The sequence below is a fragment of the Exiguobacterium sp. EF_C8 genome, from assembly GCF_054956715.1.
The window spans coordinates 1,532,574-1,558,012 of record NZ_CM143264.1; the positions used below are offsets into that span (position 1 = coordinate 1,532,574).

Consider the following 25,439-nt stretch of genomic DNA (forward strand, 5'->3'; position numbering starts at 1 on the left):
AGGGGGAATACAGATGAACTTACCAGATATTTTAGAAACACCACGGCACGTGTTGCGCCGTTGGCAAGACGACGATGCAGGAGCCTTATATGCTTACGCGAAGGATCCAAATGTCGGACCGAAGGCAGGTTGGGCACCGCATGCGTCGCTTGGCGAAAGCCGCGAAGTGATCGGGATCTTTCAAGCGTCGCCCGGCGAGTATGCCGTGACCAATAAGGAAACGGGTGAAGTGATTGGGAGCTTCGGTTTTCACTTCAATCGTCGACCGGACGAAGCGATCACGCATGACCGTCAAGTCGAAATCGGCTATGTCCTCGCTCCTGACTACTGGGGAGAAGGACGGATGCCGGAGATCGTCGAAGCGATACTTGATTTCATCTTTCGGGAACTGCCGATCGATGTCGTCTGGTGCGGATACTTTGATTTTAATGACCAATCACGTCGTGTCATTGAGAAACTAGGCTTTACGCATGTCCTTGATCGACCGTTCGTCTTAGAACGAATTGACGGACGGACCGTAACGAGTCATGTCTATAACTGGACGCGTGAGCGGTATGAAGCAATACAAGGGAATTGATAAATAGATAAAATAAAAAGGCGTGCACCGGTGCACGCCTTTTTATTTTATATAGTGATGTCTAAATAGACATTAAAAACGAATACATTCTGTTATGGCTTAACTTTCATATCTTCATACCAAAAAAGAGAATAATCCATCATCAATGAGGATTCATTTTGCTGCCTTAACATGGTAGTAATGTTCCCCAGGTGATACGTACCGTGATTGGCTACATGTAAAAGAATTTCTTCAAAAGTCGTTTCCCGTGGACCAGACCAAGGATTATCCACATGTATCGTCATAGTAAGATTTGAGTTCTGATTTATAAATAGTTGATACTTTGATGCTATATTTTTGAATGCTGTTTTGAATTCTTCAATTGTATATGCATCAGTTAATGGTAATTGACTCATCGCACCTTGTAGCGCTTGTTGAAATTCTACTTTTTCTAAAACATGAATCCACATAGTATCAACTGCAAGAATATGACTAAGTGTTTTAGCGATTGTCGGATAAGAGCTTTTCACCTCTTTATTTAATAGATTTTCAGGTAATGCATCCATATGATCTAACATCAACTGCATCGCCCAGTTGTGATATTCATACATCGTTTTTCCGGCATTCATCCAAATCGCTCCTTTAATTGTAGTAAGAACTGTCTAACTACGTTCATTATAAAAAAGGATATATGACATCTGAGTGTCATATATCCTCATATAGATTAACTATTTTTTTGGCTTCATTTCTTAATATGTCTTGTAAGTACAAGGGATGAATAACAACTACACCTGATCTGAAGCTTAATAAAATGTTGATTAACCATTCCGCATGTAAAGGTGAAGGTAACAATAAAGTCATCGTAACACTACCATCTTCTTCAAAAACCATCGATTGATGCTGAAAATGGTTTAAGACTACATGAATGGATTCAGGATGAACTCTTAACGTGATACTTTCCCGTGCGGGCTTCACGACAGCTCTGTCTCCAGGAATGGGATGGTTATCCTGAATAGATGTTGAAAGTCTTTGAAGGTTGAGCATATGTGACACTTTGAATTCGCGGTAATCATTTCTTAAATAACAATAAGCATAAAGGTACCATGTACGAAATTTATATCGTAGAAAAATAGGATCTACTTCTCGAATGGTCTGTTCCTTTTGAGCACTGATGTATTGAAACAGAACTCTTTTTGATTCTTTGATACTCTTTTGAAGATCAATTAAGAAAGTAGGCTCAATGGATTGATCAGCTAAATCAATGTGTAAATGGTTATTTTGTTCTTCTGTCGTAAGAATCGATAGCCGTTCTAGCGTATTTTTTAAATCTTGATCATGTAATTGCGCTGATAAACTTTTCATTAAAGATAGAACATCGACCATAGAAGACGCATTTAAAAAGGTCTTATCCCATTTATAATTCTCAATAATACCGAAACCTCCATTAGTTCCATGATAAGAAGTAACGGGAATTCCAGCTGCACTAATGGTTTCGATATCTCGATAAATCGTTCTCTGAGAGACATTTAATTCACTAGCTAATTGAGCGGCCGAGATCGTAGAGCGATGCAGTAACTTAAATATGATAGTCAGTAATCGTTCGAGTTTCAAAAAATTCTCCTTTGTATTAAGCACGACTATAGTGTGAACCGTCATTCCATACAAATAATTACGTTTAGTATAATTGATTTGTTCGTTCTATGGAGAGATTAAAAAGTACTTCGTAATGAATTGAATCAAAATCCAAAGAAAAAAGTATGCATCGCGCATACTTTTTGTGGTTTTCCTTATCTTATTAGATATGTTTGAGTTGTGAATCTAATTCAATATGTAATTTTGACCTATTTCTTTAAGAATTTATTCGGCGATAAGACAGCTACCACTTTGAAGTCGGGAAGCTAACACCAAAAAAATGAAAATTACTTATGAATCATAAAAATGTAAAATCAAGGGTTACGTATGGAAAAGGAAGTATGTTAAAATTCGGTTCAATTCAAATAAAGTCCTTATCTAAATAAGAAGGAGAGTGGGAAAAAATGAATCAGGTTGCAGCCATAAGTATGCTAGGAAACGTCTTTATTTTTATAGTCGTTTTATACTTTATTTACAAAATGATTCAATACATTCGACTGAAATGATCCGTCATCCTATAAAATGAACAATGGATGGTTCGATAAAAAAATAATGAGATACATTTTAATGAAACATAGTTGAAAGTGAACGCTAAAGAGCAAAAAAGTATGCGCCGGCGCATACTTTTTTGTAGAGGATGACAAAAGATCTCTGCTAAAAATATATTATGGAGATACGGGACGCTTGAGCGTTAACAATTCATCGTCGAGTGACGCGAATGACTTAACACAGCCGCATGAGCGTCTTGAATTCCAATATTATAAAAGTGAATAGCAACTGACTCTTTGATGAAATCAAAAACACGTTCTGCGGCGAACTCAGACAGCTCTTCGTTGCGCTCTTCTAAGAAAAAATCTTAAATAGACTGGATAATTTGTTATTGTTCTTTACTAAATCGATTGAACATAACGACACTCCCTTTATCTTTGTTGATCTCTGAATGATCTAAAAAAACTACAAGAGAATGTATTTTAAAATCACAGTCTATATTTTGTCGTAAAAAAATGTACATGCCTTCCTTTAAAATGTTGCTTTTAATTTCTGAAGCATCCCATCCCAACCTTGGTCCATAAAGTTACGGACACGACCTTGTGGCTGATTTGCTTTCGGCACAAGGTCATCAGCGTTTTTCCATCCGCTGTGTGTCACAGTGAAAAGGGTAAGGTCGTTCAATGGAGTTAGGGAGAAGGTCACGATCCATCCATCTTCATCCCAACTAAACGATAATTCTCTTTCTGGTTGTACGTTTAATACCGTGCAAGGAGATGGACCAAAAGGAGATTGAATATGAAACACACATCCTGTTTGTGCGACAAGGTCGTTTGGCATAAACCATTTAGATAAAGAGCGAGCCGTCGAGATGTTCTCCCATACCTGTTCAATGGGCTTGTTGATCTTAATGGAATGTTGAATATCTTTCACAGATTGATGCATCGTTTACAACCACCTATTCTTTTTTAATATATTTTATTCTAATTCTATCCTCAATTTTTTCTCAATGATATACAAAAATGATCTTAGCGCTGAGGTCATTTTAAGTATCAGAACCAAATCGTTGCTTCAGTGCTTTGAGACGTTTGACTGATCTTGTTTAGATTCACGAATAAAAGCGACTGTCATTGTAATGGCAGCAACAGCATATCCGACAAGTCCAGAGGTCAATTCCGACCAATCAAATACAGTACGGAGAATGATTTGGGGAACAAAATAGACGAGCAATGCAATCGGCAAAATCCATGTCTTCGTCTTCCATGCCGTGACAAGAATCCAGATAATCAATAGGGCACCAATCATCCAGCCGACGCTTGGGAATAACGTGATCTTTGGTGAATCAACAAGTCCGTTGACGATCAATAGTCCGATGATTAACAGAAAATGAATACTACCATGAATGCCGTAACGCATGATACGAGGGCGCGCGCCATCACGTAAAGCATCTTGACGGAAGAGAAACGCCAAGGTGGTCAGGTAAACGGCACTAATCAACAGGAAACCGCCAACGAGCAGGATACTGAACGTCGTTGTACCATCCAAGAGGTTTTGGAGATAGAGAAAACTGGATGCGCCGAGAAAAACTTGCAAGACGAGCCAAAACGCTTCTTTTGGATCAAATGCCATCTCTTTAGAAATCGATTGGATGTAATCGGCGGGACTATCACCTGTGATCGCGCGAACCGATTTTCCGTCTGCTTCCGCTTCGATCAGGTGATCCTCGAGTTCGTTGACAATCTCGTTCGTCGCCAATTCATTTTTACCCGAAGCAAGTAGGTATACCTTTAAGTCTTCCAAAAATCGTTTTGATTCCGTCGATAGGGTCATCTCATTCGTCCTCCTTTAAAATGCTTTCGACACTCGTTGAAAGGTGATGCCATCTTTGTTTGAAAGCGGCGAGTTCTTCAACACCGCTCGTCGTGATCGAATAATACTTTCGTTTTGGACCGGACGGGGAGACGCGAGAGGTTGCTTCGATCCAGTCCAGTTTTTGCATCCGAATCAATAGAGGATAGATCGTTCCCTCACTGATGTCAGCGAATCCGTACGCTTTCAGTTTCGTCGCCAGTTCATAGCCATAAATCTCTTCTTCCGCAATCAGTGCGAGTAAGCAACCGTCGAGAATTCCTTTTAACATTTGCGTCGATGACATCCGCATCTTCCTTTCGCTACTTGGTATTACAAGGTAATGATACGCTATGCTATTTTGTATTGCAAGGTAGTGAGTAAAATAAATCCAATGAATTTTAGGATGGTGCTTTCGCGATGAATTGATATGTAATATATTACTTGTATGAAACCTACAAATGATTTAGCCATTGCACGACTTCCTTTAAGTGAGGAAGTGTATCGACGCTTGCAACACCACATCATCACCTTACGTCTTGCCCCAGGAGAAAAGGTGAACGATCAAGCACTCGCGGAAGCGTTCGGTGTCAGTCGGACACCGGTCCGCGAAGCCTTGAAACGACTCGAAGAGGAGGGATTGATTTTAGCAAAACGGGGTTCACGGACGATCGTGACGGAACTCGATGCCGAACAGGCACAGCAAACCTATCCAATCATTGCGACACTGCATGGGTTAGCGGCGCGTTTAGCAGGATCAATGCTGACGGATGACGATCTAACGAGTCTAAAGTCGATTCATCAACAATTCACGACGGCAATTGATCAGCAGGATACAGAGGCGGCACTAGCACTTGACGATGCCTTTCACGATGTCTTCGTGCAGCGCAGTCAAAACGATCAACTACGAGAGACAATCCGTCGATTGACCCCGTTGATCCGCCGGCTCGAATATGCTCAGTTTGATCGTCTCGGACGCCAGTCGATTGCCGATCATGCAGCGATTTTAGATGCATGTCAACAACAGGATGTCGAGCAACTCGTCCAGGCGACGGAGCATAATTGGAACGGGCTCGGACGTCTACTCGTCTCGACACTAAAGGAGGAGAGCTGATGCGACCGATCATTTATGGAATTTTAGCGGCAATGTTTTTTGCCGTCACCTTCATCTTGAATCAATCGATGCAAGGGGCAGGCGGTCACTGGATTTATAGTGCGTCGCTCCGCTTTTTCCTGATGTTGCCGTTCTTTATCGTCATCGTCATGATCCGACGGGGGATCGGGCGCGTCTTTCAGGCGCTTCGAGCCGATATCGGCTTTTGGTTACTGTATGGAACGATCGGCTTCGGACTGTTCTACGGCAGCATCTGTTTTGCTGCTGACTACGCACCAGGCTGGTTGATTGCCGGGACATGGCAGTTGACGATTTTAGCGGGACCGTTGCTTGCCCCCTTGTTCAACCAACGGATCCCGTGGTCAGCACTGAAGTATTCCGTCCTGATCGTCCTCGGTGTCGTCGTCATGCAACTATCGGTCGCGGGAAGCCTATCGCTGCAGTCACTGTTGTTCGGTGCCTTACCGGTCCTCGTCGCGGCAATTGCCTATCCACTCGGGAACCGGAAGATGATGGAACGCTATGGGAACGAGCTCGATGTGTTTGAACGGATTCTCGGAATGACACTTGCCAGTCTACCGTTTTGGATCGTTCTTTCCATGATTGCCTACATACAGGTCGGATTGCCGAGTGTCAATCAAGTGACCCAGTCCGGATTCGTCGCGTTGTTCTCCGGCGTCATCGCAACGTCGCTTTTCTTCTACGCGACGTCGCTCGTTCGGACAGATCCGGTTCGGTTAGCAGCGATCGAAGCAACGCAATCGTTCGAGATCGTCTTTACCGTATTCGGAGAGATTCTTTTCCTTCACGCGGCACTACCAACGGGACTCGCGACACTCGGAATCATCCTCGTCATGCTCGGGATGACGTTGCATAGTTTGAATCAGGCAGAGCGAACCGTCGTTCGTTCCGCTAAACGAAAAATCAATTGAGAAAGTAGGCTGTCAGATGGTTTTAACAGGTACACTCGTCAATACCGTCCTGATCATCATCGGGACGTTGCTTGGATTAATGTTCCACCGGATACCGGAACGCATGAAGGAGACCGTCCTGCAGGCGATTGGACTTGCTGTCGTCGTGCTCGGAATGCAGATGGGGATGAAAAGCACGAACTTCTTGATCGTCATCGGTAGTCTAGTTCTCGGTGGTGCAATCGGCGAGTGGTTCCGGCTCGATGAGAAACTCGACCGGATGGGAGCGTGGCTCGAACGTAAGATCAGTCGGGGTCGTCCGTCGAACATCGCGGAAGGATTCGTGACAGCGACGTTAATTTTCGTCATTGGCGCGATGGGTGTGTTAGGAGCCCTCGACGGTGGACTACGCCAGGATCACGACGTCCTTTATACGAAAGGATTGATTGACGGTTTTACGGCACTCGTCCTTAGTTCAACGCTCGGGATCGGTGTCATGTTCTCAGCGATTCCCGTCTTTCTCTATCAAGGGGCGATTGCATTAAGTGCTGTTGCGATCACGAAATTCATTCCCGACGCCGCACTGCAGGAATTTATTCTTGAGATGACGGCGACTGGTGGGGTGATGATTGCGGCAATCGGTCTTAATCTCGCTGGCATCACGAAGATTCGTGTTGCGAACTTGTTACCGGGTATCGTCATCGTCGCAGTTATCGTCACCGGTCTCCATCTGTTTTCATGAAAAATCCCCACTTGTCCGAAAGCGGACGAGCGGGGATTTTCTGTTTATGTCTCGATCAATTCGTGTGTCTCGTAAGCAGTGATTGTATGTCCATCGTAATGGAAGTCATGCAACAACGGTTGATCCGTTGACAAAGCGACCGGTAAGTAATGCCGGAGATTGCTGATGATTCCCATGTTTTCATCGTTTAAGATCCAGTCGAGTGTTTTCCAATCAAGGATACCTTCGATCGTCATGACCGGTGTCGGAAACGGGCGGTCTTTTAGTTCAGCAAGATAGAGATACATGCCAGACGTTTCTTCCCCGTGTAAGCGAACGATGCCTTTTGCTGTCACTTTGTTGAGCGTGATGCCCGTCTCTTCGAACGTCTCGCGGATGACAGCAACTTCCGGTGTCTCGCCCTGTTCAATCTTGCCGCCGACACCGTTCCACATGCCCATCGCTGGTCGTTTTTGGCGGTTGACGAGTAAAAAACTATCCGCGTGGCGAATTAAACAAAGCGTATATCGATCCATGTTCATTACTCCTGTCCTAAAAAGTGAGACTGATACAGCATCTCGAATTGAGCGGGACCTGCGACCGGCAATTCGGTTGTCGTCGCTTCTTCAATTCGTAACGTCCGCTCAGTCAACGTCTTTTGTCCGTGCGACGTCCGCATCGCGACGAGGCGACCTTTATTAAATGGCGAAGCGTCGCTCTGCTGGATGATCTGTTCCATCTTCGATAAGTCATCTGTTGTAATGGATGTCTCGCGGTCGAACCGGTATCCAGTCACAAACTCCGCTTGTCCCGTTCGCTTCATCTCAAGTGTGTCATTATTGATGATCCGGTAACTGCCGCTAGCGGAATGAACGGTCTCCCCATTCAACGGAACCGGAACGAGCGGTAAATTGACGCCGAAGCCGGTATCGAGCAAGTGTGTTTCATTCCAAATGATCGCGACATGGGTCGGTCCGGTCGCTGACCAGGCATCTGACTTCGTATCGTAGACAGTCGCTTGAACGAGTCGAACGGGACAATTCAGTTCCTGCAGGACCCGGTGCAGCAGTCCGTTCAAGTCATAACAGACACCACCACGTCGCTCCGTCAGAAACGTTTCAATGAAGCGCTCGTCGTTAAACGGACGGATTCGTTTCTCAAGCACAGTCGTATTCTCAAACGGTAACTGGTAGGCAAAGGCTTCGAGTAAACGAGGTAACTGATCAAACGTGATCGTCTCAAGCGGAAATCCGAGCCGTTTTTCCAAGTCTTTCATCCAATCCATCTGTAATCCCTCCTTTATATACTACCTGATTATCCCATATTGCTTCAGAAAATGTGGATTTGAGCATATATTATCTGAAAATAAGGATAACCCTTTTGTTCGATGGGAATCTTTGATATGCTGAAACAGGATTAATTAAGAATGATTCTCAATGTCGAATCACGAACTAAAGGAGGTCTCATCATGAGACGGAAAACTTGGATGACAGCGTTGACGCTACTCGTGTTGAGCAGTTTGATGCTTGCGGCCTGTTCAGGTCAAGCAGAACAAACAAACGAAAAGACGCGGACGATTACGCATGAGGCAGGAAAAACGAAAGTGCCGGAGCACCCGAAGAAGATTGTCGCACTTGAATACTCATTCGTTGATGCGTTAGACGAACTTGGGATTACACCAGTCGGAATCGCACAAGAAAATAAGACCGATGTCTCCGGATTACTCGGAAAAGACATCGCGTTCACGGAAGTCGGTACACGTCAACAACCGAATCTTGAAGTAATCAGTTCCTTGCAGCCGGATTTAATCATCGGCGACTTCAACCGACATAAAGGAATCTACAAGCAACTGCAAAAAATCGCACCGACGATCATCTTGAAGAGTCGGAATGCGACGTACGAAGAGAACATCGAATCGTTCAAGACGATTGCGGAAGCAGTCGGGAAAACTAAACAGATGGATGACCGACTTGCCCTGCATGAAGAACGATTGAATGCAGCGAAGAAAAAGGTGGATCCAAACGACAATCGAAAAGTGATGGTTGGTGTCTTCCGCGCCGATTCACTGACGGCACATGGTGAGACGTCGTTTGATGGTGAATTACTCGAGAAGATCGGTATCGAGAACGCTGTTACGAAAACAGCGGAACCTACCGTTACGATTACGTTAGAGCAGATGGTCAAATGGGATCCGGACGTCATCTTCATGGCGGAAGCCGATCCGAAACTGCTGAAGGAGTGGAAAAACAACCCGCTCTGGAATCAGATCACAGCGGTTAAGAACAAAGAAGTTTATGAAGTCAATCGTGACCTTTGGACACGCTATCGAGGACTTGACGCTGCAGAACAGATCGTTGACGAAGCGATTCAATTGTTACAACAGAAATAATGAACGACAAAAGCCGGAGCAATCTGGCTTTTCGTCTTGATGAAAGGGGAACCATCCGGTGCAGCGGAAACGTCTGATTTTTGTACTCATATTACTCGGTTGCTTGGCGGTTTATAGTAGCCTGTTCTTTGGCATCACACAGATGAATCCGATTCACTTAGTCCAGGAGTGGATTAGTGGCACGACATCAAAAGCAGGGCTCGTCCTGACAAATCTGCGCTTACCGCGGCTCTTACTCGGATTGTTGCTCGGAGCGAATCTTGCCGTTGCAGGGGCAATCATGCAAGCCGTGACACGAAATCCGCTCGCTTCACCGCAAGTCTTTGGTGTCAATGCCGGTGCGTCATTTCTCGTCGTCTTAAGCCTGCTCGTCTTTCCGTCGCTCGGAACGGCAAATTTGATCTACTTTGCCTTTGCCGGTGCCTTAGTCGGTGGAGTGCTTGTCTTTTCGTTCGCCTCCGTTCGCGGGATGACAGCATTAAAACTTGCCCTCGTCGGGATGGCGATCCATCTCTTGTTGACGTCGCTGACGAAAGGCTTGATCTTGTTCAACGACCGGATCACGAACGTCTTGTACTGGTTGTCCGGTTCGCTCAGTGACGCGAGCTGGCTTGAACTACGGATCGTCCTCCCATGGTCGATTGCTGGTTTGCTTCTTGCGGCGAGTCTCGCGAAATCACTCGCTGTCTTCCAACTGGGACAAGACGTCGCGGTCGGTCTCGGGCAAAAAGTGACGCGAATCCGTTTGCTTGCCGGCATCAGTGTCGTCTTACTCGCAGGCGTCACCGTTGCAGTCGCCGGAGCGATCGGTTTCATTGGATTAATGGTTCCGCACATCACGCGGCGCCTCGTCGGGGAAGATTACCGGATCGTTCTGCCGGTCGCTGCCGTCATCGGTGGACTTCTGCTGACGTATGCCGATGTCCTCGCGCGGTTCATCGCCTATCCGTATGAGTCACCAGTCGGCATCGTGACGTCATTGCTCGGTGCACCATTCTTCCTTGTTCTGGCACGTCGTCAGATGAAAGGGGGATTACGATGAAAGACATGCGTCGGATTTTGATTGTTGCGGTGCTCGTGTTCTTCGCGAGTTTTGCCTTACTGTCGGTCGGCTCGATTCAGTTATCGTTATCGGATCTATGGCAGTCGTTCTTTGGTGGAAAGGATGCCTTCATCGTCCAAAATTACCGACTGCCGCGAACTGTCCTTGCTTTCTTAGCAGGTGCGAGTTTCTCACTTGCAGGAGTCATCTTACAAAGTGTCATCCGTAATCCATTGATTTCGCCTGACGTGATCGGTGTGACGAATGGTGCGTCACTGTTCGCCGTCTTAACGATTGCCCTCGTGCCGGATGGTCCGCTCTTGTTAACACCAATCGCTGCTTTCATCGGAGCAGCACTCGTCATGCTGGCATTGATGATGCTTGAGCGGGGTGGGAATGTATCCCGCAGTTCGTTTGCGTTACTTGGTATCGCGGTCAGTGCGATTTGTGCTTCAGGGACGGAATACTTGTTGATCAAGTTTCCGCTCCAAACGAACGATTCACTCGTCTGGCTCGCTGGGAGTCTGTTCGGGAAAGGGTGGCAGGAAGTGATGATCTTAGCGCCCGTGCTCGTCGTGATTGGTGCAATCATCTTCTATCGCCATCGTCAACTCGATGTCTTATCACTAAGTGAAGAAGTCAGTATCGGTCTTGGGTTACCAATTCAGCGGACGCGGCACATCTTCTTGGCGCTCGCGGTCATTCTAGCTGGTGTTGCCGTCGCGACGGTCGGTGCGATTGGTTTCATCGGACTGATTGCGCCACATATGGCACGGCGTCTCGTTGGTCATAAGCATCTTGCTGTGTTGCCGATGGCGCTGTTGCTCGGCGGAGGGTTACTCGTCGTCGCGGATGCACTCGGTCGAGGGATACATCCACCACTTGAAGTACCAGCCGGATTGATCACAGCGATCATCGGTGTGCCGTATTTCCTGTATCTTTTACGGAGAGAACGGACGGCATGATGTTCGATCTACCAAAATGGAGTCCTAGCGCTTACGCGAAGGACTCCATTTTTATGAAAGGAAAGAAGTACGCACTTGACGAATCATGGCGACATCTTTCTATATTTATTTGGCTTCAAGTTGGTTTGATTTTTCTACTTCCTCTTTATACTTTTCTAAAAATTCATCAACTGAAACGTTATTAGCGTTTGGATTCGATTCAATGGTTAATTTACTCGAAGAAACCGATGTGCTTTGATCGTCTACATGTGATGGAATTTCAAGTACCAATTGATCACCTAAACCCGTTTCAAGACCACTTTTTCCGAAGTTAAAAGTTCGTGTGACATACGCTTCAGCATAATTTTTTTGATTCTCTGAATAGACTTTGACATCAGAAATGTTGTATTTGAATGAATTCAGCTGAATTTTATCGACTTCCGTAGTGGATAGAAAAATCAATACAGCCTCGTCCCCTTCAGATAACTTTGAAAGGTTAGTATGCGCTAATGGAGTATTGTTCAAGAAATCTGCTTTTTGTTGCTCAAGCACTGTAGTGAAAAAATCGAAAGCTTGTTCCTCTGTGATGCTACTCTTAGATTTTTCTTGTGCAACATTAGAATCGGCAATCGCATTACTCCATAAGAAACCAGCATATAGGATGACACCTAAAGTGAGGGATGAAAAAATAGTTTTTTTCACGATCGCGACCTCTTTCTATTGTTTGATTCATGTTATTATATAACAAAAAAAACCAAAAAAGGAAAGGGTATAAAAATGAGTAAATCGAATTTTAAGAAAAAAAGGAAAAAGAAATTTTTGGCACTATTTTTAGGAGTTATAGCCCTCATTGTATTACTCATGCCGGTACTATCACCTATTCTGTTTACGGATGCTACGCCTAAAGGTGCTCTTAGACACGAACTATACAAACAAGGCTATTACTATCAAAATTACTTTGCGGTCATTACGGAACAAGATCCTGTTGCAGAACGGTACCATATGTTTTGGTATGATTGGAAAAGTGAAACGGGAGGAACACCTTTTATCTGTTATTCAAAGAAGGTAAACGCGGAAAAGTATGCTGTTTCCTGCGGTACGGGTCCTTAAAGTGGTATCTTATATAAAATAGAATTGAGCTACATAAATCAGGCTTCCTGACATCGTATATTCACGATGCTAGGAAGCCTGATTTTTAATTCATAATGTATCGATTTAAAACGAGTGTTTAAGCCGAGCGACTTTCTGTGCCTAGATTCAAGAAGATTTCTTCTAAGGACGCTTCTTCTACTTCGAGTCGATAGACATGGATCTGTTGTGAGACAAGATAAGAATTGATCGTCGCAATATCCTGTTCACTTTGGACGATGAACGTTGACTGAGTCGGGGAGACATTGACGTCTTTCGCAAGCGTCGACAACTTGGACTGCAAGTGTAGTTGCATCTCATTGTCGAGCAACGCATGTTTGACATGAACATTGATGTTTTTCTCATATTGTTCCCGTAACTCCTCCATCGTACCTTGCGTTTGGATTGATCCAGCCTGCATGATTGCAATCTCCGTACATAGTTTTTCGACCTCGTCCAAGTTGTGGGACGTTAGAAATATCGTCGTTCCGTCTGCTGCAATCTTGCGAATCAAAGAGTGAATTCCGAGAATCGAGTTGGCATCAACGCCAGATGTCGGTTCATCTAAAAATAAGATATCCGGTCGATTGATTAAAGCTTGGGCAATGCCGAGCTTTTTTTTCATCCCGAACGAGTAGTTCTTCGTTTTCATATCGATCGCGTCTTCGAGTTGTACATCACGCAGAAGTTGCTTCAACTCGTCGATCGTCGTCTTCAGACCAAGGACTTTACTGAAATACTTCAAGTGATCGAGCGCCGTGAAGTTTTCGTAAAAGGTCGAGTAATCCGGTAGAACACCAATCCGTGTCCGGACATCTTTCAAGGAATCGTTCGGCGCTCCGAGTAACTCGAACGTCCCGGACGTCGGGCGGACCAGTCCAGTGATCATATTGATGAACGTTGATTTACCGGCGCCATTTTGACCTAGGAATCCGAAGATAGCCCCTTGCTCGATCTCGAGATTCAGCTGGTTGACGACGTTCTTATTGCCGTATTGTTTCGTTAGATTGGTTGCACGAAGGGCTAACATCAGAGATCTCTCCTTTTAAAGATAATCAGAGTCGTCAAGACGAAAACAGCGATATGAATCAAAACAAGGTAAGTATAAGCAGTGTTTTCTTGCGTATAGTAATAATATGGCGTTAAGTAAGACAACGTATCAACGATGACATTCTTCGAAATAAGACTCCACATCCCGATGATCGGAAGCGCGATCGAGATGAAGATTCCGACGAACATCGTCATCGAGGAACTATTGACGACTGTTGAAAGAAACAACGACAATCCAATGAAATAAGAGACGAAGATGATGCTTTGAATCAAATCGACGAAATGAAACGACTTTGAAAACGGAACGATCAATATGAGGGAAACTGTCAGGCAGAGGACCCAAAATGATACGTTGCCTAAAAACTTCCCGAAAATGATGTTTTCACGGGACGTTTTTGTTGCAAGAAAACGAATCGTCTTCGACTCGATCTCTTTATTGACACTACTATGAGAAATACTTGTCACGAATAAAGGAGCAGCTAAAAACAGAAGTAACATCAATCCGATGATATACGCATTGTTACCTAGACCAAGATCACTGAGTTGCCCTTTGAACTGGCTGACGAGTTTAGCAGAACCAGTCGTCACGCCGAACAAGACGACGATGATCAGGATGGCGCGGATGCTTTGAAAAAGTGATTTGAATTCGCGAAGCGTAATGGCAAACATATATAGACGCACCTTTCTCTAAGTATGATTAATATTGTCGCGCTAGCTTCTTATTCTTCGATACATTCGTGATACCGGCAATCAAGTAAGCGATTGAACCGAAGGCGCCGGCGAGTAACGTAAAGATTCCCCCGAGAATCGCTGTAATGATCAATAGCTTTCCAGCAGAACCGTTTTTGCGAATCCGGACGATTGAGAAGATGCCTCCTAATGTACATAAGAGCGAGACGGCACCAAGGTACAAGAAGAATTGTTGAAAGGATGTGAGGATTTGATTAGCCGTGACATCCGTGATGTTTTCATCGCGAATGAATTGATCGACCAAATCTTTCATGCCAGCGTGATCCGCAATCGAGCCAGACAATAGAAAACCGCCTAAGCACAATGATCCAAACAAAACGATACCGATGACTGCAAATATGTACTCTGTTGTTCTTTTCAAGTAAAACACTCCTTTTCCTTATTTTTCCGATTTGACATTCCTAAACTACCATGACTTGAATCTCTATGACAAGTGGGAAAATGAATATATTTTAATTTTTTATTGGTTAAATGTTTAATTAATATCAAAAATACTTTAACTTTATTTAAATAAATGCTATTGTGAATACATGGGAGGGAAATGGTAAATGAAGAAAGATGATGTTCCCGATTGGATTTTATCTCTAGAATTGGAAGAAGTGGAATTCGTAAAAAAATTCATCGTAAGCTCAGGTTCCTTGAAGGAACTAGCAAAACATTATGATGTGTCCTATCCGACCGTCCGAATTCGTGTCGATCGTATCATTCAGAAAATCGAAGTGAATGAGAAAATCGAGAATGAACCGTTCATCACATATATTAAACAAATGGCAATCGAGGATCGCATCACGATTGAGGATGCAAAAAAAATAATCGAAAAATATCGACTTGAGAGGGGTAACAATCAATGAATTTCTTCGTTTCTGCTCTACTTATCAGTATCTGTTTAGGAATACAGTATTTCTTATCGAGTCGTCACAATCCATATCTTGGCATCATCATGCCGATCATTTTAGTGATCGTGATGACGTGGCGTTACTTTGATGGTAGATATAATAGCCTATTAGCCTACGTGTTGATTTTAGGAATCGGTTTGATTTCACTTTGGGAACAATGGTCGCGTGGTCGAAAAGCTTTAAAAAAGAATCAAGAAAAAGAACTAGAACGAATGCGCGTGCACGATACGCTGTAAAGTCGTACATATAGTTTCACATACAGACGATCTTGAGAGAGATCGTTTTTTCATGAAAAAATGAGAGTAGCCTCTGCTTTGATGATGAAACCGAGGCGACTCTCATTTACATGTTCCGTGCTAGATTCATATTACGGCATATTAATCGAGTTCAATCTTCACTGTCGTATCCTTCGGAAACGCATCATCCGCAGCAAAGAGAACGAATACTTTCTGGTCGACAGGGACTTGATAGACCAAATCGACGGTTGACTTATAGGGAGAGAAGTATTGATAACTATTCCTGAACGCTTTCTTATTATGATTAACGTAATCAACGGTTTCATATTCTTTTCCGTCGAGTGACGTTATCGTAAATGTGCCAGGTCGGTAAATCCCAAATGCATTTTTTTCTGTGGTGTATGGATCGTACAAAACAACAGGAATCGTGACATAGCGATAACCGGTCTTTTCCTTTAGATTAAGTTCTTTTGGTGTTGGAATGAGTGATTTAGCATAGAACAGTTCAGATGTAGCTTCCGGATCACCCGGATAGGTTTGAATAACCCCTTTCTTCATCAGTTTTTTAAGTGCTTTTTGATCGTCTGTTTTCTTGTCAGCGGATGTTTTTGTTTCCGAAGCCAAGTCTCTTAATTTTTGTCCGCTCGTCTGTTGTTTCGGCGGCGCACTCTGTGGTGTAGTCGTCGAGGATTCGGTTGAGGCGAACAAGAACAGGCTCGCAACCCCGATACACAAGGAAGCAGCAATCGATCCGAGAACCCATTTGAAACGTCCTTCTGTCGCCTGTGTATTTTCAACGACACTACCGAGTGCCGCATTCGGTGTAATCCGGACAGCGCGCTCGGCAGGAAGTAAGGCACCTAATACGCCAGTGATCACAGGAATCAAGAGCATGATGCTGAGGAAACCAAGCTCTTGGACCGGGAATTGTCCGTAAACGAAACCGATCATTCCAAGTGCAGTCAAAAGACCAATCACACCAGCACAGAGTCCCGTCATCATCCCTTCACTTAGTACGAGTAAACGAACTTGTCTGTCTTGCCAGCCGGTTGCTTTGAGGACGGCAAGCTGACTCTTGCGTTCATTAACGTTTTGCCACATGATTTCGGTCGTCGTTAGAATAGCGATTAATAGAGCGACGCCCATCGCGACGTAATGCATCGTCCCGACTTCGAGCGCGACATATTCGCCGAGCCACGTTGCGTACAAGACGCCTTTTAAGCGGAACGTGATGAAGAGAAAGAAGATGAACAGACTCGTCGGTAAGGCAATCGCAACGACCGATAGCAATGTTCGTTGCCAGTAGGTGACAAGCTGATTGGTACTCATCCCAAGCACGCTACGCGCGCGGACGAAACGACGACCTTTTGAGACTTCACCAGAACGCATGCTTTCATACGGTTTGATGCGTCGGATGAGCGTCATCGGTACGAGCGTTCCACCCCAGTAAATGAGTAAACCAGCAAGACTGATCAATAGAATCCGACCGATTGCGATCGGATTGTCCGTCGTGACCCAGAACGAACCGAGAATCGTCCAAGCAATCAAGACGACGAGTGTACCAAGTATTGTTGCTTCGAGGAACAGCAGTTTCGAAAGCTGACGAGGGCGCCAACCGAGCGATAGTAAAATCGCGAACTCTTTCTTTCGAGCGTAGAGCAAGATGATATTCGAGCTGAAGACATAGACGAGTGCGACGGCGATGACACTGGCGATGATGCCGCTCATCCCAACTTTTGCTTCCTGAAAGATCGCAATCGACGAGCCGAGCTTAATCCACGGTTGCTGAACCCAGCCAAGCGCTGATTCGTCTTTTAGCCCCGGTAAATAGGTCAAAGCGAGTTGCGGCGAGGAACCGAGTGTCACGTCCGTGATCAGTCCGGTCTTCTGTTCGATTTCTGTTGCGACTTGCTGGAGCTTCTTCTCGCTAGCAGCGTTCATTGTCTCGACACCTTTGACGTTGACGCGGATGGCTGAAATCGCTTTGTCGCCACGAATCTTGAATGCGGCATCGAGCGTCGTCAGCATCGATGGTGGTTTTGTCAGAAAATCATACGGATCATTCGTTGGTTTGACGTCTCGGACCGGATTGACGGGACGTTCATTCTTGTCCATCACCCACTGAGCTTTCGAAGGGAAGTACGTCTCCATCGGCAGTTCCGTCAACGGATCTTTCGAGATATTCAACTTTTTTGGATCGAAGACGCCGATATAGTTCAAGTTGACTTTTGGCCAGTCCGCGCTATCTTTTCCGAACATCCTCGCTTCCCGGTACATACTGCGTTTAGCGAGTAAGGAATCTTGGTCGACTTGTTTCGGTTGGACTTGATAGGTGAACGGCCAACGTGATGCGTACGGACTTTTGATCGAGCGGTAGTCGATCGGAGACGGTTTTAAGGCAATCCACGTAAAGGAATTACTGTTCGTCTCTTCAGCAGTCGGTAACGTATGTTTTAAAATATCATTGACGAGCTTCTTCTGGACATCTTGTGTCGTGATCGTATAACGTTTCGCACCACTTGTCGGTAAGGAGTCTAAGTATTCTTTTCCGCCTTTTTGTTCGACTTGTTGTACCATGTCGTTGATGGATTTCTTTTTAGACGGAAGCTCGACTTTTTCGTACGTGTAGATGCGTGACGCATCGACATATTCACGATTGTTCAACAAGATTGGGATTTGAACACCGTCTTCCCCGAACGAGATGACCTGATCATCTTTTGAAAAATAGTTACTATAGGTTCCTTTTGTCGTCGCTTGGTCCAAGCCGACGAGTGCGGCTTCCGCTTCGGGATCAACTCCTGCAATCATGACTTGGCTCCCATACTCAAAAAGTGGCTGCTTTCCAAGGAGGAGGGGAGACACCCCTGATTTTTTTGCATCCCCTGTGGGTTCCCATCCTGCTGCTAAGTAGGTGACCCCACTCGATGATTCGTTTTGTAATCCGGTATCTTGCGTATCTTTGATCGTCAGTTTATAAATCCCTTCTTGATCGATCGTGTGCGTACCGACACTCGAAACTGTTTGATTGTAGCCGATCATCGCGATCGGGGCAGCGACCTCGACGTCAGTGACTTTTTTGATCGTCTCGTATTGTTTGCGGGTGATCCCACCATCGAGACCACTCATATAGTTGGGCTCAAGTAACTTCAAGTCTTCCGTTACGCTCCGGCTGCCTTCCGGGCGGACGACGAGGTCGTAAGAAGATCCCCAACGCTTTTGTAGCTCATCGACGACAGTCCCGTTATTGGCTTGCGTCGTACCGATCAAATAACTCAGTCCGGTACTGACGATCAGGACACCGACGAGCAGCAGGATGAAGCGCTCTTTATTGCGCCACCAGGAATTCCAGATGAACTTAAGCATCGGCAAAAACCTCCTGCGTTTGAATGTACGGTCTCGTTATTAACGGATTTCGATGAGTCGATCTTGCGTTAAGCATCGACTGAAGTGAAGTATGACTGAATGCGTGTAACGAATTGGTCATACGTAAAACCTCCTTAATGACGATTTAAATTCCATATGTAAGTAAATAAATCCAATACCTACCTAATTATAACCATAGATAAAATGAAAAGAGAAAGTTAATAACTGAAAAATTAGTCAATTTACATATTTACCAAATAAATGGACTAGTATGAGCGACTGTTTTTCTGAAATGTAATGGATGAATTATTAAACGAACGTTGTCAATGTTTTACAGAACTATACGTTATGTTAAGATAGGTGAATCGAACGATAAAGACAGTAGGAACCTCAGTTCATAGAGGCTTTTACTGTCTTTTACTATTTTCGAAAGGTGTAGGCATCTATGAAAAAGCGAGTATTGCAGAAAATGAAGGCAATTCTGTTGATGAGTCTTCATTTTGGATTCATCTATTTATTGATGAATCCAGTGAACCTCGGGAGTGTTTAAGAAAATCTGTTCATGACGATATTCGTTCTGATCGAGGTCTATGTCGTGACGGTCTTTTATACGAGTTTGATTTTTTTAGGGATCGGGACACCGCTATCATTAGGGATTGAATATATCGTGAGTCAGCAAAAGCATAAGCGTAGATGGTCGATCGTCCTGCACCTGCTGTTAGGAGGAGTTCTGACATTATTAATTCTTCTTCTATTTGGCATCTTGCCACCATTTTCAGCGTGGATGGATACGGAGATTCTATTGAAAGTAATCTTCTTATTGTTCTACCCAGTAGGGTCTCTTCTCGTATTTGAACGAATGATCAATCGTCGGAAGTCTGCTCGTCAAGAGAAATACCAACAAGCAGAAAACAATTGAACAGTCATCGACCGACAAACAATCCCTCACTCTAATCAGAATGAGGGATTGTTTCGTTTCATCTATTAGACCGTCAATTCAATCACATTACCTTCCGGGTCCGCGATCGTACTTTCATAATACCCGTCACCTGTCGTCCGAGGACCGTCAAGATGTTGTATACCTTCATCCTGTAACCGAGCTGTCCAGTCATCGACCGCTTGTTTACTGCCGAGCGAAAAGGCGAGGTGGGCATAACCGAGCGCATTCATCGTCCGTTCCGTGATATCCGTCCGTTGCATCAATTCAAGACGCGCACCACTCGAGAACGTCAGGAAATATGACGTGAACCCTTTCATCGGATTATGATATCGCTCGCCTGTCGTAGCATCAAAATGTGTTTCGTAGAATTGACGCATCCCTTCCAGGTCTGCCACCCAAAGGGCGATATGTTCAATCTTCATCTCCATTCCTCCTTTTTTCAAGACGCTTTTGCCAATCGCTGTCTGAATAACATCCGGTTCAATCCTTCCGTAGCGATCAGCATCAAGAAGATGAGACTGATCGTGAACCAATGGAACAACGATAAGGAGTAGGACGTCGCCAGCCATCCGAACAATGGCGGCATGAAGGTACTACCGGTATAGGCGAATGCCATTTGTACCCCCATCAGCCGTTGCGCCGCGGCCTCCCCGAAGCGAACCGGCGTCTCATGGAGCATTGCCGGATAAATTGGTGCGAGACCAAGCCCGACAAGTACGAAACCAAGCGGCATCCAGGCAGCAGGTGCGAGGATGAAACAGGTGGCTCCGACGAATGCCGTCCATTGACCGACACGAATCAAACGACGATTCGACCAGCGCAGCGATAGAAAACCACTGATGAAGCGCCCCGCGGTGATACTTCCGTAGTAGACGGAAATCCACGTCGCTGCTGATGTTACGGAAAAGGACCGGACTTGGACAAGATAACTGCTGCCCCACAGCCCGACGACCGCTTCGGCTCCACAATAAAAGCAGAAGGCAGCGAGAGCGGCAATCAATCCGCGTGGTTTTCCGGACGACGTATTTACGGTCTGAACCTGTTGAGACACATGTTTCGGAGCCCGCTTCCAGAGGGGTAAGCTGACGATTAAGACAATCATCAAGACGAGTTGCAATGCGCCGACGACGAGGTAACCAAAACGCCAGCCGGAATCGAGCAATACGCCAGCCATGATGAGCGGACCAGCCGTCGCACCGATGCCCCAGAAGCAATGGAGCCAGTTCATGTGATGCGCTTGATAATGCGTGGCGACGAAATGATTCAACGCCGCGTCGACGACTCCAGCGCCCAGTCCGAGCGGAATCGCAAGGACGAAGAGCCAAATCAAGGACGGAGCAACGTAAAAACCAATCAATGCCAGAGCCGTCAAACCGGCAGAAGCTGCCGTGATCGGACCTGTTGAATAACGTTCGATCAGTCGACCGCTAAACAGACTCGAGACGATCGTTCCGGCAGCGATCGTCATGAAGAGCCAACCTGCCATGTCGAGCGGGGCGTCGAGATCGAGCCGCATCACAGGCCACGCCGTACCGAGTAACGCATCCGGAAGACCAAGACTGATGAAAGCGAGATAAATCAAAGGTAATAGTAGACGGGTCATCGGGCGAGACCTCCTATCGGAATTTGTTCAATGAACGACTGGATGCTGAGTTGCATCAAACCATCTAAATAATCGGTTTCCCAGTCGCCTTTTCGCAACTGAGGTAATTTGCTGAGCGGAAAGCGCTTGGCGCATCGATCCGTCAATCGAGCTAACCCGTCATCCGAGACATCTGACGCTGCGAACAAGATGACATCCGGATTTAAGGTGGCGCTAAACGAGAGGATGATTCGACTTAACGCCTCATACCAGTCGTCTGAGTGTGGTGTAGTCGTCGCGAGGGCTTGTCCGACATTTCGTTTGTCGTCAAACGGGATGAACGAGATCTCTCCAGCGAAGTGATGCGCTCCGTGGACGACATGACCTGAAACGGCGACACCGGCTCCCGGTCCGTTCGTTCCGAGATACATATAGACGGTCGTCTCGTTATCAGAAGCTTGCGCACGGACCGCAGCGTTCATATCATTTTCGACGATGACGGGTCGCCCGAACCGTTCAGTCAGTTCTTGTTGTAAGGGGCGACCGTCTAGCGTCGGATAATCCGGGGCGAATAGGATTGTGCCGGTCGTATCAACGGCACCGGCGACACCAATCGCAAACGTCTGAATACGTGGATGATCGTTAAGTAATGCTGTCAGCGTGCTCAATAAAACAGATCCATGATCCGTTGAATCGAAGTTCAGGCGATCCGTTGCGATCACATGTCCACCGACGTCGTGGATGCGATACTGCAGATACGTCCGTTCGAGATAAAGAGCGAGTCCGTGAAAGTGATTCACGCGATAGCGATACCGTTTTGCCGGACGACCACCGCGAACCAATTCAAGTGGTGTCTCTTCAATTTCCCGAGCAGTGATCATCTGATCAATCTGTTTGCTCGCAGTCGGAAAACTGACGTCTAGGACGTTCCGAATCACCGGAATCGTATCGAGATGGTCGATCAAAAAAGCGTGACGCGTACGAGAGAGGACTTCAGTCAAAGGATAAACCTCCAATTTGGATTACTTATTAAAATATTTTAATAAGTTTTGATTTAAGTATAGCAGGTCGGGAAATATAGACAACAAAAAAGAGGAAAGAAATAAATCCACTGAAAATCATGTTTCATTCTTACTCTCTCTGGATAATAATAAAAGAAGTGAAAAAATTTTAGTCATATATCTTTAATTCATACTATTCCGATTTGTAATATCTTGGATAGCCTGTAACGGGAGGTAGATGGCGAGAGGAGCTTGTAATCATGACAACACAACTATCAACCGACCTAGGATCCCAAGATATTGTAGCCTCCCTGCGCGATAACGTCGCGATGATTCGATTCGATCGGCAACGTCGTGTCGTTGATGTCAATGGCTTGTTCGCGAAGACGATGAAATATAAACGAGAAGAGATGATTGGGATGCAACATCATCTATTCTGTACGACGGAGTTCGCAATGAGCGACAATTATCAAGCATTTTGGCAGAAGCTTTTCAGCGGCTTCAGTACGGCGGATAAAATTGAACGGATCGATGCGTATGGTCAATCGATTTGGCTAGAAGCGACCTATATGCCGATTTACGATGGAACGGAAGTGACCGGTGTCTTGAAGATCGCCTCTGATATCACCGATCGTCAGCAGACGATTCAACAATTCGCGACTTCGTTTGATGCGATCGCCAGTGATCTGAACACGCGGTCGACGCATGGCGAGCGGGAGAGCAAAGCGTTACGGCAAACAATCGAGCAGATGGCTGAGACGACCCGTGATAACCATCAGACGATTGAACGCTTGCAGCGCCAGGCGCAAGATATCGCCCAAGTGACCGAGACGATTAAAACGATCGCGTCCCAGACGAATCTCTTGTCACTCAATGCCTCGATTGAAGCAGCACGAGCCGGTGAACACGGGAAAGGGTTCAATGTCGTCGCGACAGAGGTCCGCAATCTCTCGAAACTCGTCGAGCAAGCCGTCGTTGATGTCCGGCAAACGACACAGCGAATGAACGATGAACTACAGCGGATTGCCCGTGCGATGACGCAGGCAACGACCGATGCACAAGCAAGCGTCATCGTCGTTGCGGAAACGGTTGATCGTTTCCATGACGTGCAGAGTGCAGCATCGTCGTTAACAGAGACAGCGCGAGATTTTACAAAAGCAATTTAAGTGAGAGACGGCATTCCGATAAACGGAGTGCCGTTTTGTATAAAAAGTATCCCTACACTTTGGAATAATATGTTAATATACTACAAAACGAAAAGGGAGCGAACTTCTGATGAATATCCGTACTGCCCGCCCTGACGATTTTCAGGCGTTGATTCCGCTATTCCAACAAATTCATGAGCAGCATGTAGCTTTACGCCCCGATCACTACCGTCCGCACGAGATGCCGGTTTCGGAAGACTTATTTTTGTCGCAACTCGACCGATCAGATTTCGAAATCCTCGTCGCGGAATACAAAGGACTTGCCGGTGTGATCGTCTTAAAGGAAGATATCATCGAAGGGAGCGGCTTCGTCTTTGATAAACATTACTTACGGGTCATCAGTCTCGTCGTTGCGGATACGCATCAGAAGCAAGGCGTAGGCAAGCGATTGATGCAAGCCGCTTACGCGCATGCGAAAACAATTGGTTGCGACCGGATCGAACTCGGCGTCGATGACGCCAATCAAGAAGCGATCGCCTTTTACGAGGCACTCGGAATGTCTGTCCGCTCAAGACGGATGGAATGGAACGTGACGTCTAGCAGGGAAACGACGTCGTGACGTCAAACAACAGTTACTAGAAAGGGGAGAGGTCATGTTCAGGTTACAAGTGTCCGATCACTTATCGCTTCAATTGTTCGAACGGCACCATGCGGAGACATTATTCGCCCTTGTCGATGCCAATCGCGCACATCTTCGCGAATGGCTCGGTTGGGTTGATGGTACAACAGATGCCATTACATATCAGGAAGTAGTCATCCCAGCATGGTTGCAACAGTTTGCCGATGGTAACGGGTTTACGTGTGGCATCTATCTTCAGGAGGAGCTCGTCGGAACGATCGGTTTGCATGCAATCGATCGGCACCTCGGACAAACGTCGATCGGCTATTACTTAGGAGAAAAGGGACTCGGGAAAGGTGTCATGACGGACGTCGTCCGGTTCGTCACGCACTATTGTTTCGAGACGCTCGGCTTGAACCGCGTCGTCATCGAGTGTGCGACTGGAAACGTCCGGAGCAGACGGATCCCGGAACGACTCGGGTTCACGGAAGAAGGCGTCTTACGGGATGCTGAGAAATTGTACGGAACTTATCATGACCTCCAGGTCTATGCGATGTTACGACGGGACTGGACGAAAACGCAGGAGGTAGCAGCATGCGCATCGAGCAAATGAATCAAGCGACGTATGATGCTTACTTACCGGTCGCAATCGAGGAGTATGCGGCAGATAAGTGTCGCGCCGGTACGTGGTCAGAGAACGAGGCGCATAATAAGTCGACAGATGAGTTTGCGACGTTGTTGCCTGAAGGTCTGAAAACGAAGGATCATTATTTGTTTACGTTTCGTGACGAGACAGACAGCGACATTGGAATGGTCTGGGTTCACGTAAAAGAAGAATCACGCGGACGTTCCGCTTTCATCTTCGATGTCAAGATTACGTCCGATAAACAAAACCAAGGGTACGGCAAAGAAGCACTCCGATTACTGGAAGTGATGTTAAAACGGATGAACGTCAAAAAGATTTCGTTACACGTCTTCGCGCATAACGAACGGGCGATTCATGTGTATGACTCGCTTGGGTATGAGAAAACGGATTATCATATGTCGAAACGACTAGACGTTTCCCAGTAAAAAAGATGCCTC

Annotated in this window: 31 protein-coding genes; 15 read left to right on the forward strand and 16 right to left on the reverse strand. The window is 45.8% G+C overall.

The window, feature by feature from the left end; all coding sequences use genetic code 11:
- Positions 1-13 precede the first annotated feature (13 nt).
- Positions 14-577 carry a GNAT family N-acetyltransferase gene (locus tag ACY2IG_RS08135; RefSeq protein ID WP_462618701.1) on the forward strand — a complete coding sequence of 188 codons (564 nt, stop codon included), beginning with the start codon at positions 14-16 and terminating at the stop codon, positions 575-577.
- A gap of 92 nt (positions 578-669) precedes the next feature.
- On the opposite strand, the gene ACY2IG_RS08140 is transcribed toward ACY2IG_RS08135, so the two are convergent.
- The 6 genes from ACY2IG_RS08140 to ACY2IG_RS08165 form a co-directional block, all read right to left on the reverse strand.
- Positions 670-1,185 carry a DinB family protein gene (locus ACY2IG_RS08140; RefSeq protein ID WP_462618702.1) on the reverse strand — a complete coding sequence of 172 codons (516 nt, stop codon included), beginning with the start codon at positions 1,183-1,185 and terminating at the stop codon, positions 670-672.
- A 76-nt stretch (positions 1,186-1,261) separates the two neighbouring features.
- Complete coding sequence (locus ACY2IG_RS08145; protein WP_035408125.1) at positions 1,262-2,167, reverse strand: helix-turn-helix transcriptional regulator; 906 nt, start codon at positions 2,165-2,167, stop codon at positions 1,262-1,264.
- Between the two features lie 712 nt (positions 2,168-2,879).
- A complete protein-coding gene (locus tag ACY2IG_RS08150; protein WP_308102102.1) occupies positions 2,880-3,014 on the reverse strand; it encodes a DUF2164 family protein in 135 nt (44 codons plus the stop codon).
- A 194-nt stretch (positions 3,015-3,208) separates the two neighbouring features.
- The gene (locus tag ACY2IG_RS08155; protein WP_290753212.1) at positions 3,209-3,622 is read right to left on the reverse strand and encodes an SRPBCC family protein; all 414 of its coding nucleotides are present in this window, start codon (positions 3,620-3,622) and stop codon (positions 3,209-3,211) included.
- A 126-nt stretch (positions 3,623-3,748) separates the two neighbouring features.
- A complete protein-coding gene (locus ACY2IG_RS08160) occupies positions 3,749-4,507 on the reverse strand; it encodes a hypothetical protein (RefSeq protein WP_462618703.1) in 759 nt (252 codons plus the stop codon).
- A 1-nt stretch (position 4,508) separates the two neighbouring features.
- Positions 4,509-4,832 (reverse strand): PadR family transcriptional regulator, encoded by a 324-nt coding sequence (locus ACY2IG_RS08165; protein ID WP_056061231.1) that lies wholly within the window; start codon positions 4,830-4,832, stop codon positions 4,509-4,511.
- 141 nt (positions 4,833-4,973) lie between these two features.
- Here ACY2IG_RS08165 and ACY2IG_RS08170 point away from each other — a divergent pair, with 141 nt between their 5' ends.
- Genes ACY2IG_RS08170 through ACY2IG_RS08180 form a run of 3 tightly spaced genes read left to right on the forward strand, consistent with a single transcriptional unit; the run spans position 4,974 to position 7,292 of the window.
- Entirely contained in the window at positions 4,974-5,639 is a 666-nt protein-coding gene (locus tag ACY2IG_RS08170) for a GntR family transcriptional regulator (RefSeq protein ID WP_462618704.1), read from the forward strand.
- Positions 5,639-6,571, forward strand: coding sequence for a DMT family transporter (locus tag ACY2IG_RS08175; protein WP_462618705.1), 933 nt, complete (start codon positions 5,639-5,641; stop codon positions 6,569-6,571). The genes ACY2IG_RS08170 and ACY2IG_RS08175 overlap by 1 nt, the downstream gene beginning before the upstream one ends.
- 16 nt (positions 6,572-6,587) lie before the next feature.
- Positions 6,588-7,292 carry a DUF554 domain-containing protein gene (locus ACY2IG_RS08180; protein WP_035408116.1) on the forward strand — a complete coding sequence of 235 codons (705 nt, stop codon included), beginning with the start codon at positions 6,588-6,590 and terminating at the stop codon, positions 7,290-7,292.
- Between the two features lie 44 nt (positions 7,293-7,336).
- Here ACY2IG_RS08180 and ACY2IG_RS08185 read toward each other — a convergent pair whose 3' ends face one another.
- Both ACY2IG_RS08185 and ACY2IG_RS08190 read right to left on the reverse strand, forming a co-directional pair.
- Entirely contained in the window at positions 7,337-7,807 is a 471-nt protein-coding gene (locus ACY2IG_RS08185) for an NUDIX hydrolase (protein WP_462618706.1), read from the reverse strand.
- A 5-nt stretch (positions 7,808-7,812) separates the two neighbouring features.
- Positions 7,813-8,556, reverse strand: coding sequence for an arylamine N-acetyltransferase family protein (locus tag ACY2IG_RS08190; protein ID WP_462618707.1), 744 nt, complete (start codon positions 8,554-8,556; stop codon positions 7,813-7,815).
- Positions 8,557-8,739: 183 nt separating this feature from the next.
- On the opposite strand from ACY2IG_RS08190, the gene ACY2IG_RS08195 reads away from it, so the two are divergent.
- From ACY2IG_RS08195 to ACY2IG_RS08205, 3 genes are read left to right on the forward strand one after another with little or no spacing between them, the layout of a single operon-like run.
- Positions 8,740-9,660, forward strand: coding sequence for an ABC transporter substrate-binding protein (locus ACY2IG_RS08195; RefSeq protein WP_329470941.1), 921 nt, complete (start codon positions 8,740-8,742; stop codon positions 9,658-9,660).
- Between the two features lie 58 nt (positions 9,661-9,718).
- Complete coding sequence (locus ACY2IG_RS08200; RefSeq protein ID WP_290773181.1) at positions 9,719-10,702, forward strand: FecCD family ABC transporter permease; 984 nt, start codon at positions 9,719-9,721, stop codon at positions 10,700-10,702.
- 5 nt (positions 10,703-10,707) lie between these two features.
- The gene (locus ACY2IG_RS08205; RefSeq protein ID WP_374120245.1) at positions 10,708-11,667 is read left to right on the forward strand and encodes a FecCD family ABC transporter permease; all 960 of its coding nucleotides are present in this window, start codon (positions 10,708-10,710) and stop codon (positions 11,665-11,667) included.
- A gap of 105 nt (positions 11,668-11,772) precedes the next feature.
- On the opposite strand, the gene ACY2IG_RS08210 is transcribed toward ACY2IG_RS08205, so the two are convergent.
- Positions 11,773-12,348 carry a hypothetical protein gene (locus tag ACY2IG_RS08210; RefSeq protein ID WP_290754664.1) on the reverse strand — a complete coding sequence of 192 codons (576 nt, stop codon included), beginning with the start codon at positions 12,346-12,348 and terminating at the stop codon, positions 11,773-11,775.
- Between the two features lie 75 nt (positions 12,349-12,423).
- Here ACY2IG_RS08210 and ACY2IG_RS08215 point away from each other — a divergent pair, with 75 nt between their 5' ends.
- The gene (locus tag ACY2IG_RS08215) at positions 12,424-12,756 is read left to right on the forward strand and encodes a hypothetical protein (protein ID WP_035408106.1); all 333 of its coding nucleotides are present in this window, start codon (positions 12,424-12,426) and stop codon (positions 12,754-12,756) included.
- A gap of 118 nt (positions 12,757-12,874) precedes the next feature.
- On the opposite strand, the gene ACY2IG_RS08220 is transcribed toward ACY2IG_RS08215, so the two are convergent.
- The 3 genes from ACY2IG_RS08220 to ACY2IG_RS08230 are packed head-to-tail and all read right to left on the reverse strand — an operon-like array spanning position 12,875 to position 14,935.
- Positions 12,875-13,804, reverse strand: a complete 930-nt coding sequence (locus ACY2IG_RS08220) for an ABC transporter ATP-binding protein (protein WP_308101503.1) — start codon at positions 13,802-13,804, stop codon at positions 12,875-12,877.
- Positions 13,804-14,493 (reverse strand): ABC transporter permease, encoded by a 690-nt coding sequence (locus tag ACY2IG_RS08225; protein ID WP_308101504.1) that lies wholly within the window; start codon positions 14,491-14,493, stop codon positions 13,804-13,806. Before ACY2IG_RS08225 ends, ACY2IG_RS08220 begins: the two co-directional genes overlap by 1 nt.
- 28 nt (positions 14,494-14,521) lie before the next feature.
- Positions 14,522-14,935, reverse strand: a complete 414-nt coding sequence (locus ACY2IG_RS08230; protein WP_056061264.1) for a DUF4064 domain-containing protein — start codon at positions 14,933-14,935, stop codon at positions 14,522-14,524.
- 187 nt (positions 14,936-15,122) lie between these two features.
- Between ACY2IG_RS08230 and ACY2IG_RS08235 the strand changes: the two genes are divergently transcribed.
- Both ACY2IG_RS08235 and ACY2IG_RS08240 read left to right on the forward strand, forming a co-directional pair.
- Complete coding sequence (locus tag ACY2IG_RS08235; protein WP_056061265.1) at positions 15,123-15,425, forward strand: DUF2089 family protein; 303 nt, start codon at positions 15,123-15,125, stop codon at positions 15,423-15,425.
- Positions 15,422-15,706, forward strand: a complete 285-nt coding sequence (locus tag ACY2IG_RS08240) for a hypothetical protein (RefSeq protein ID WP_035408095.1) — start codon at positions 15,422-15,424, stop codon at positions 15,704-15,706. The genes ACY2IG_RS08235 and ACY2IG_RS08240 overlap by 4 nt, the downstream gene beginning before the upstream one ends.
- Before the next feature lie 141 nt (positions 15,707-15,847).
- Here the strand turns inward: ACY2IG_RS08240 and ACY2IG_RS08245 are convergent, their stop codons facing one another.
- Complete coding sequence (locus tag ACY2IG_RS08245) at positions 15,848-19,069, reverse strand: ABC transporter permease (protein ID WP_462618708.1); 3,222 nt, start codon at positions 19,067-19,069, stop codon at positions 15,848-15,850.
- A 562-nt stretch (positions 19,070-19,631) separates the two neighbouring features.
- Here ACY2IG_RS08245 and ACY2IG_RS08250 point away from each other — a divergent pair.
- Positions 19,632-19,988, forward strand: coding sequence for a hypothetical protein (locus ACY2IG_RS08250; RefSeq protein WP_462617694.1), 357 nt, complete (start codon positions 19,632-19,634; stop codon positions 19,986-19,988).
- Positions 19,989-20,053: 65 nt separating this feature from the next.
- Here the strand turns inward: ACY2IG_RS08250 and ACY2IG_RS08255 are convergent, their stop codons facing one another.
- Genes ACY2IG_RS08255 through ACY2IG_RS08265 form a run of 3 tightly spaced genes read right to left on the reverse strand, consistent with a single transcriptional unit; the run spans position 20,054 to position 22,592 of the window.
- A complete protein-coding gene (locus tag ACY2IG_RS08255; protein WP_290773163.1) occupies positions 20,054-20,431 on the reverse strand; it encodes a VOC family protein in 378 nt (125 codons plus the stop codon).
- Between the two features lie 17 nt (positions 20,432-20,448).
- Positions 20,449-21,612: an MFS transporter gene (locus ACY2IG_RS08260; protein ID WP_462617695.1), complete on the reverse strand. Its 1,164-nt coding sequence runs from the start codon at positions 21,610-21,612 to the stop codon at positions 20,449-20,451.
- The gene (locus ACY2IG_RS08265) at positions 21,609-22,592 is read right to left on the reverse strand and encodes an ROK family protein (RefSeq protein ID WP_462617696.1); all 984 of its coding nucleotides are present in this window, start codon (positions 22,590-22,592) and stop codon (positions 21,609-21,611) included. Before ACY2IG_RS08265 ends, ACY2IG_RS08260 begins: the two co-directional genes overlap by 4 nt.
- A 260-nt stretch (positions 22,593-22,852) precedes the next feature.
- Here ACY2IG_RS08265 and ACY2IG_RS08270 point away from each other — a divergent pair, with 260 nt between their 5' ends.
- The 4 genes from ACY2IG_RS08270 (at position 22,853) to ACY2IG_RS08285 (ending at position 25,427) form a co-directional block, all read left to right on the forward strand.
- Positions 22,853-23,758 (forward strand): methyl-accepting chemotaxis protein, encoded by a 906-nt coding sequence (locus ACY2IG_RS08270; protein WP_035408084.1) that lies wholly within the window; start codon positions 22,853-22,855, stop codon positions 23,756-23,758.
- A gap of 109 nt (positions 23,759-23,867) precedes the next feature.
- The gene (locus tag ACY2IG_RS08275; RefSeq protein ID WP_035408082.1) at positions 23,868-24,356 is read left to right on the forward strand and encodes a GNAT family N-acetyltransferase; all 489 of its coding nucleotides are present in this window, start codon (positions 23,868-23,870) and stop codon (positions 24,354-24,356) included.
- Between the two features lie 34 nt (positions 24,357-24,390).
- Positions 24,391-24,969, forward strand: coding sequence for a GNAT family N-acetyltransferase (locus tag ACY2IG_RS08280; RefSeq protein WP_462617697.1), 579 nt, complete (start codon positions 24,391-24,393; stop codon positions 24,967-24,969).
- Positions 24,951-25,427: a GNAT family N-acetyltransferase gene (locus ACY2IG_RS08285; RefSeq protein ID WP_462617698.1), complete on the forward strand. Its 477-nt coding sequence runs from the start codon at positions 24,951-24,953 to the stop codon at positions 25,425-25,427. Before ACY2IG_RS08280 ends, ACY2IG_RS08285 begins: the two co-directional genes overlap by 19 nt.
- Positions 25,428-25,439 lie beyond the last annotated feature (12 nt).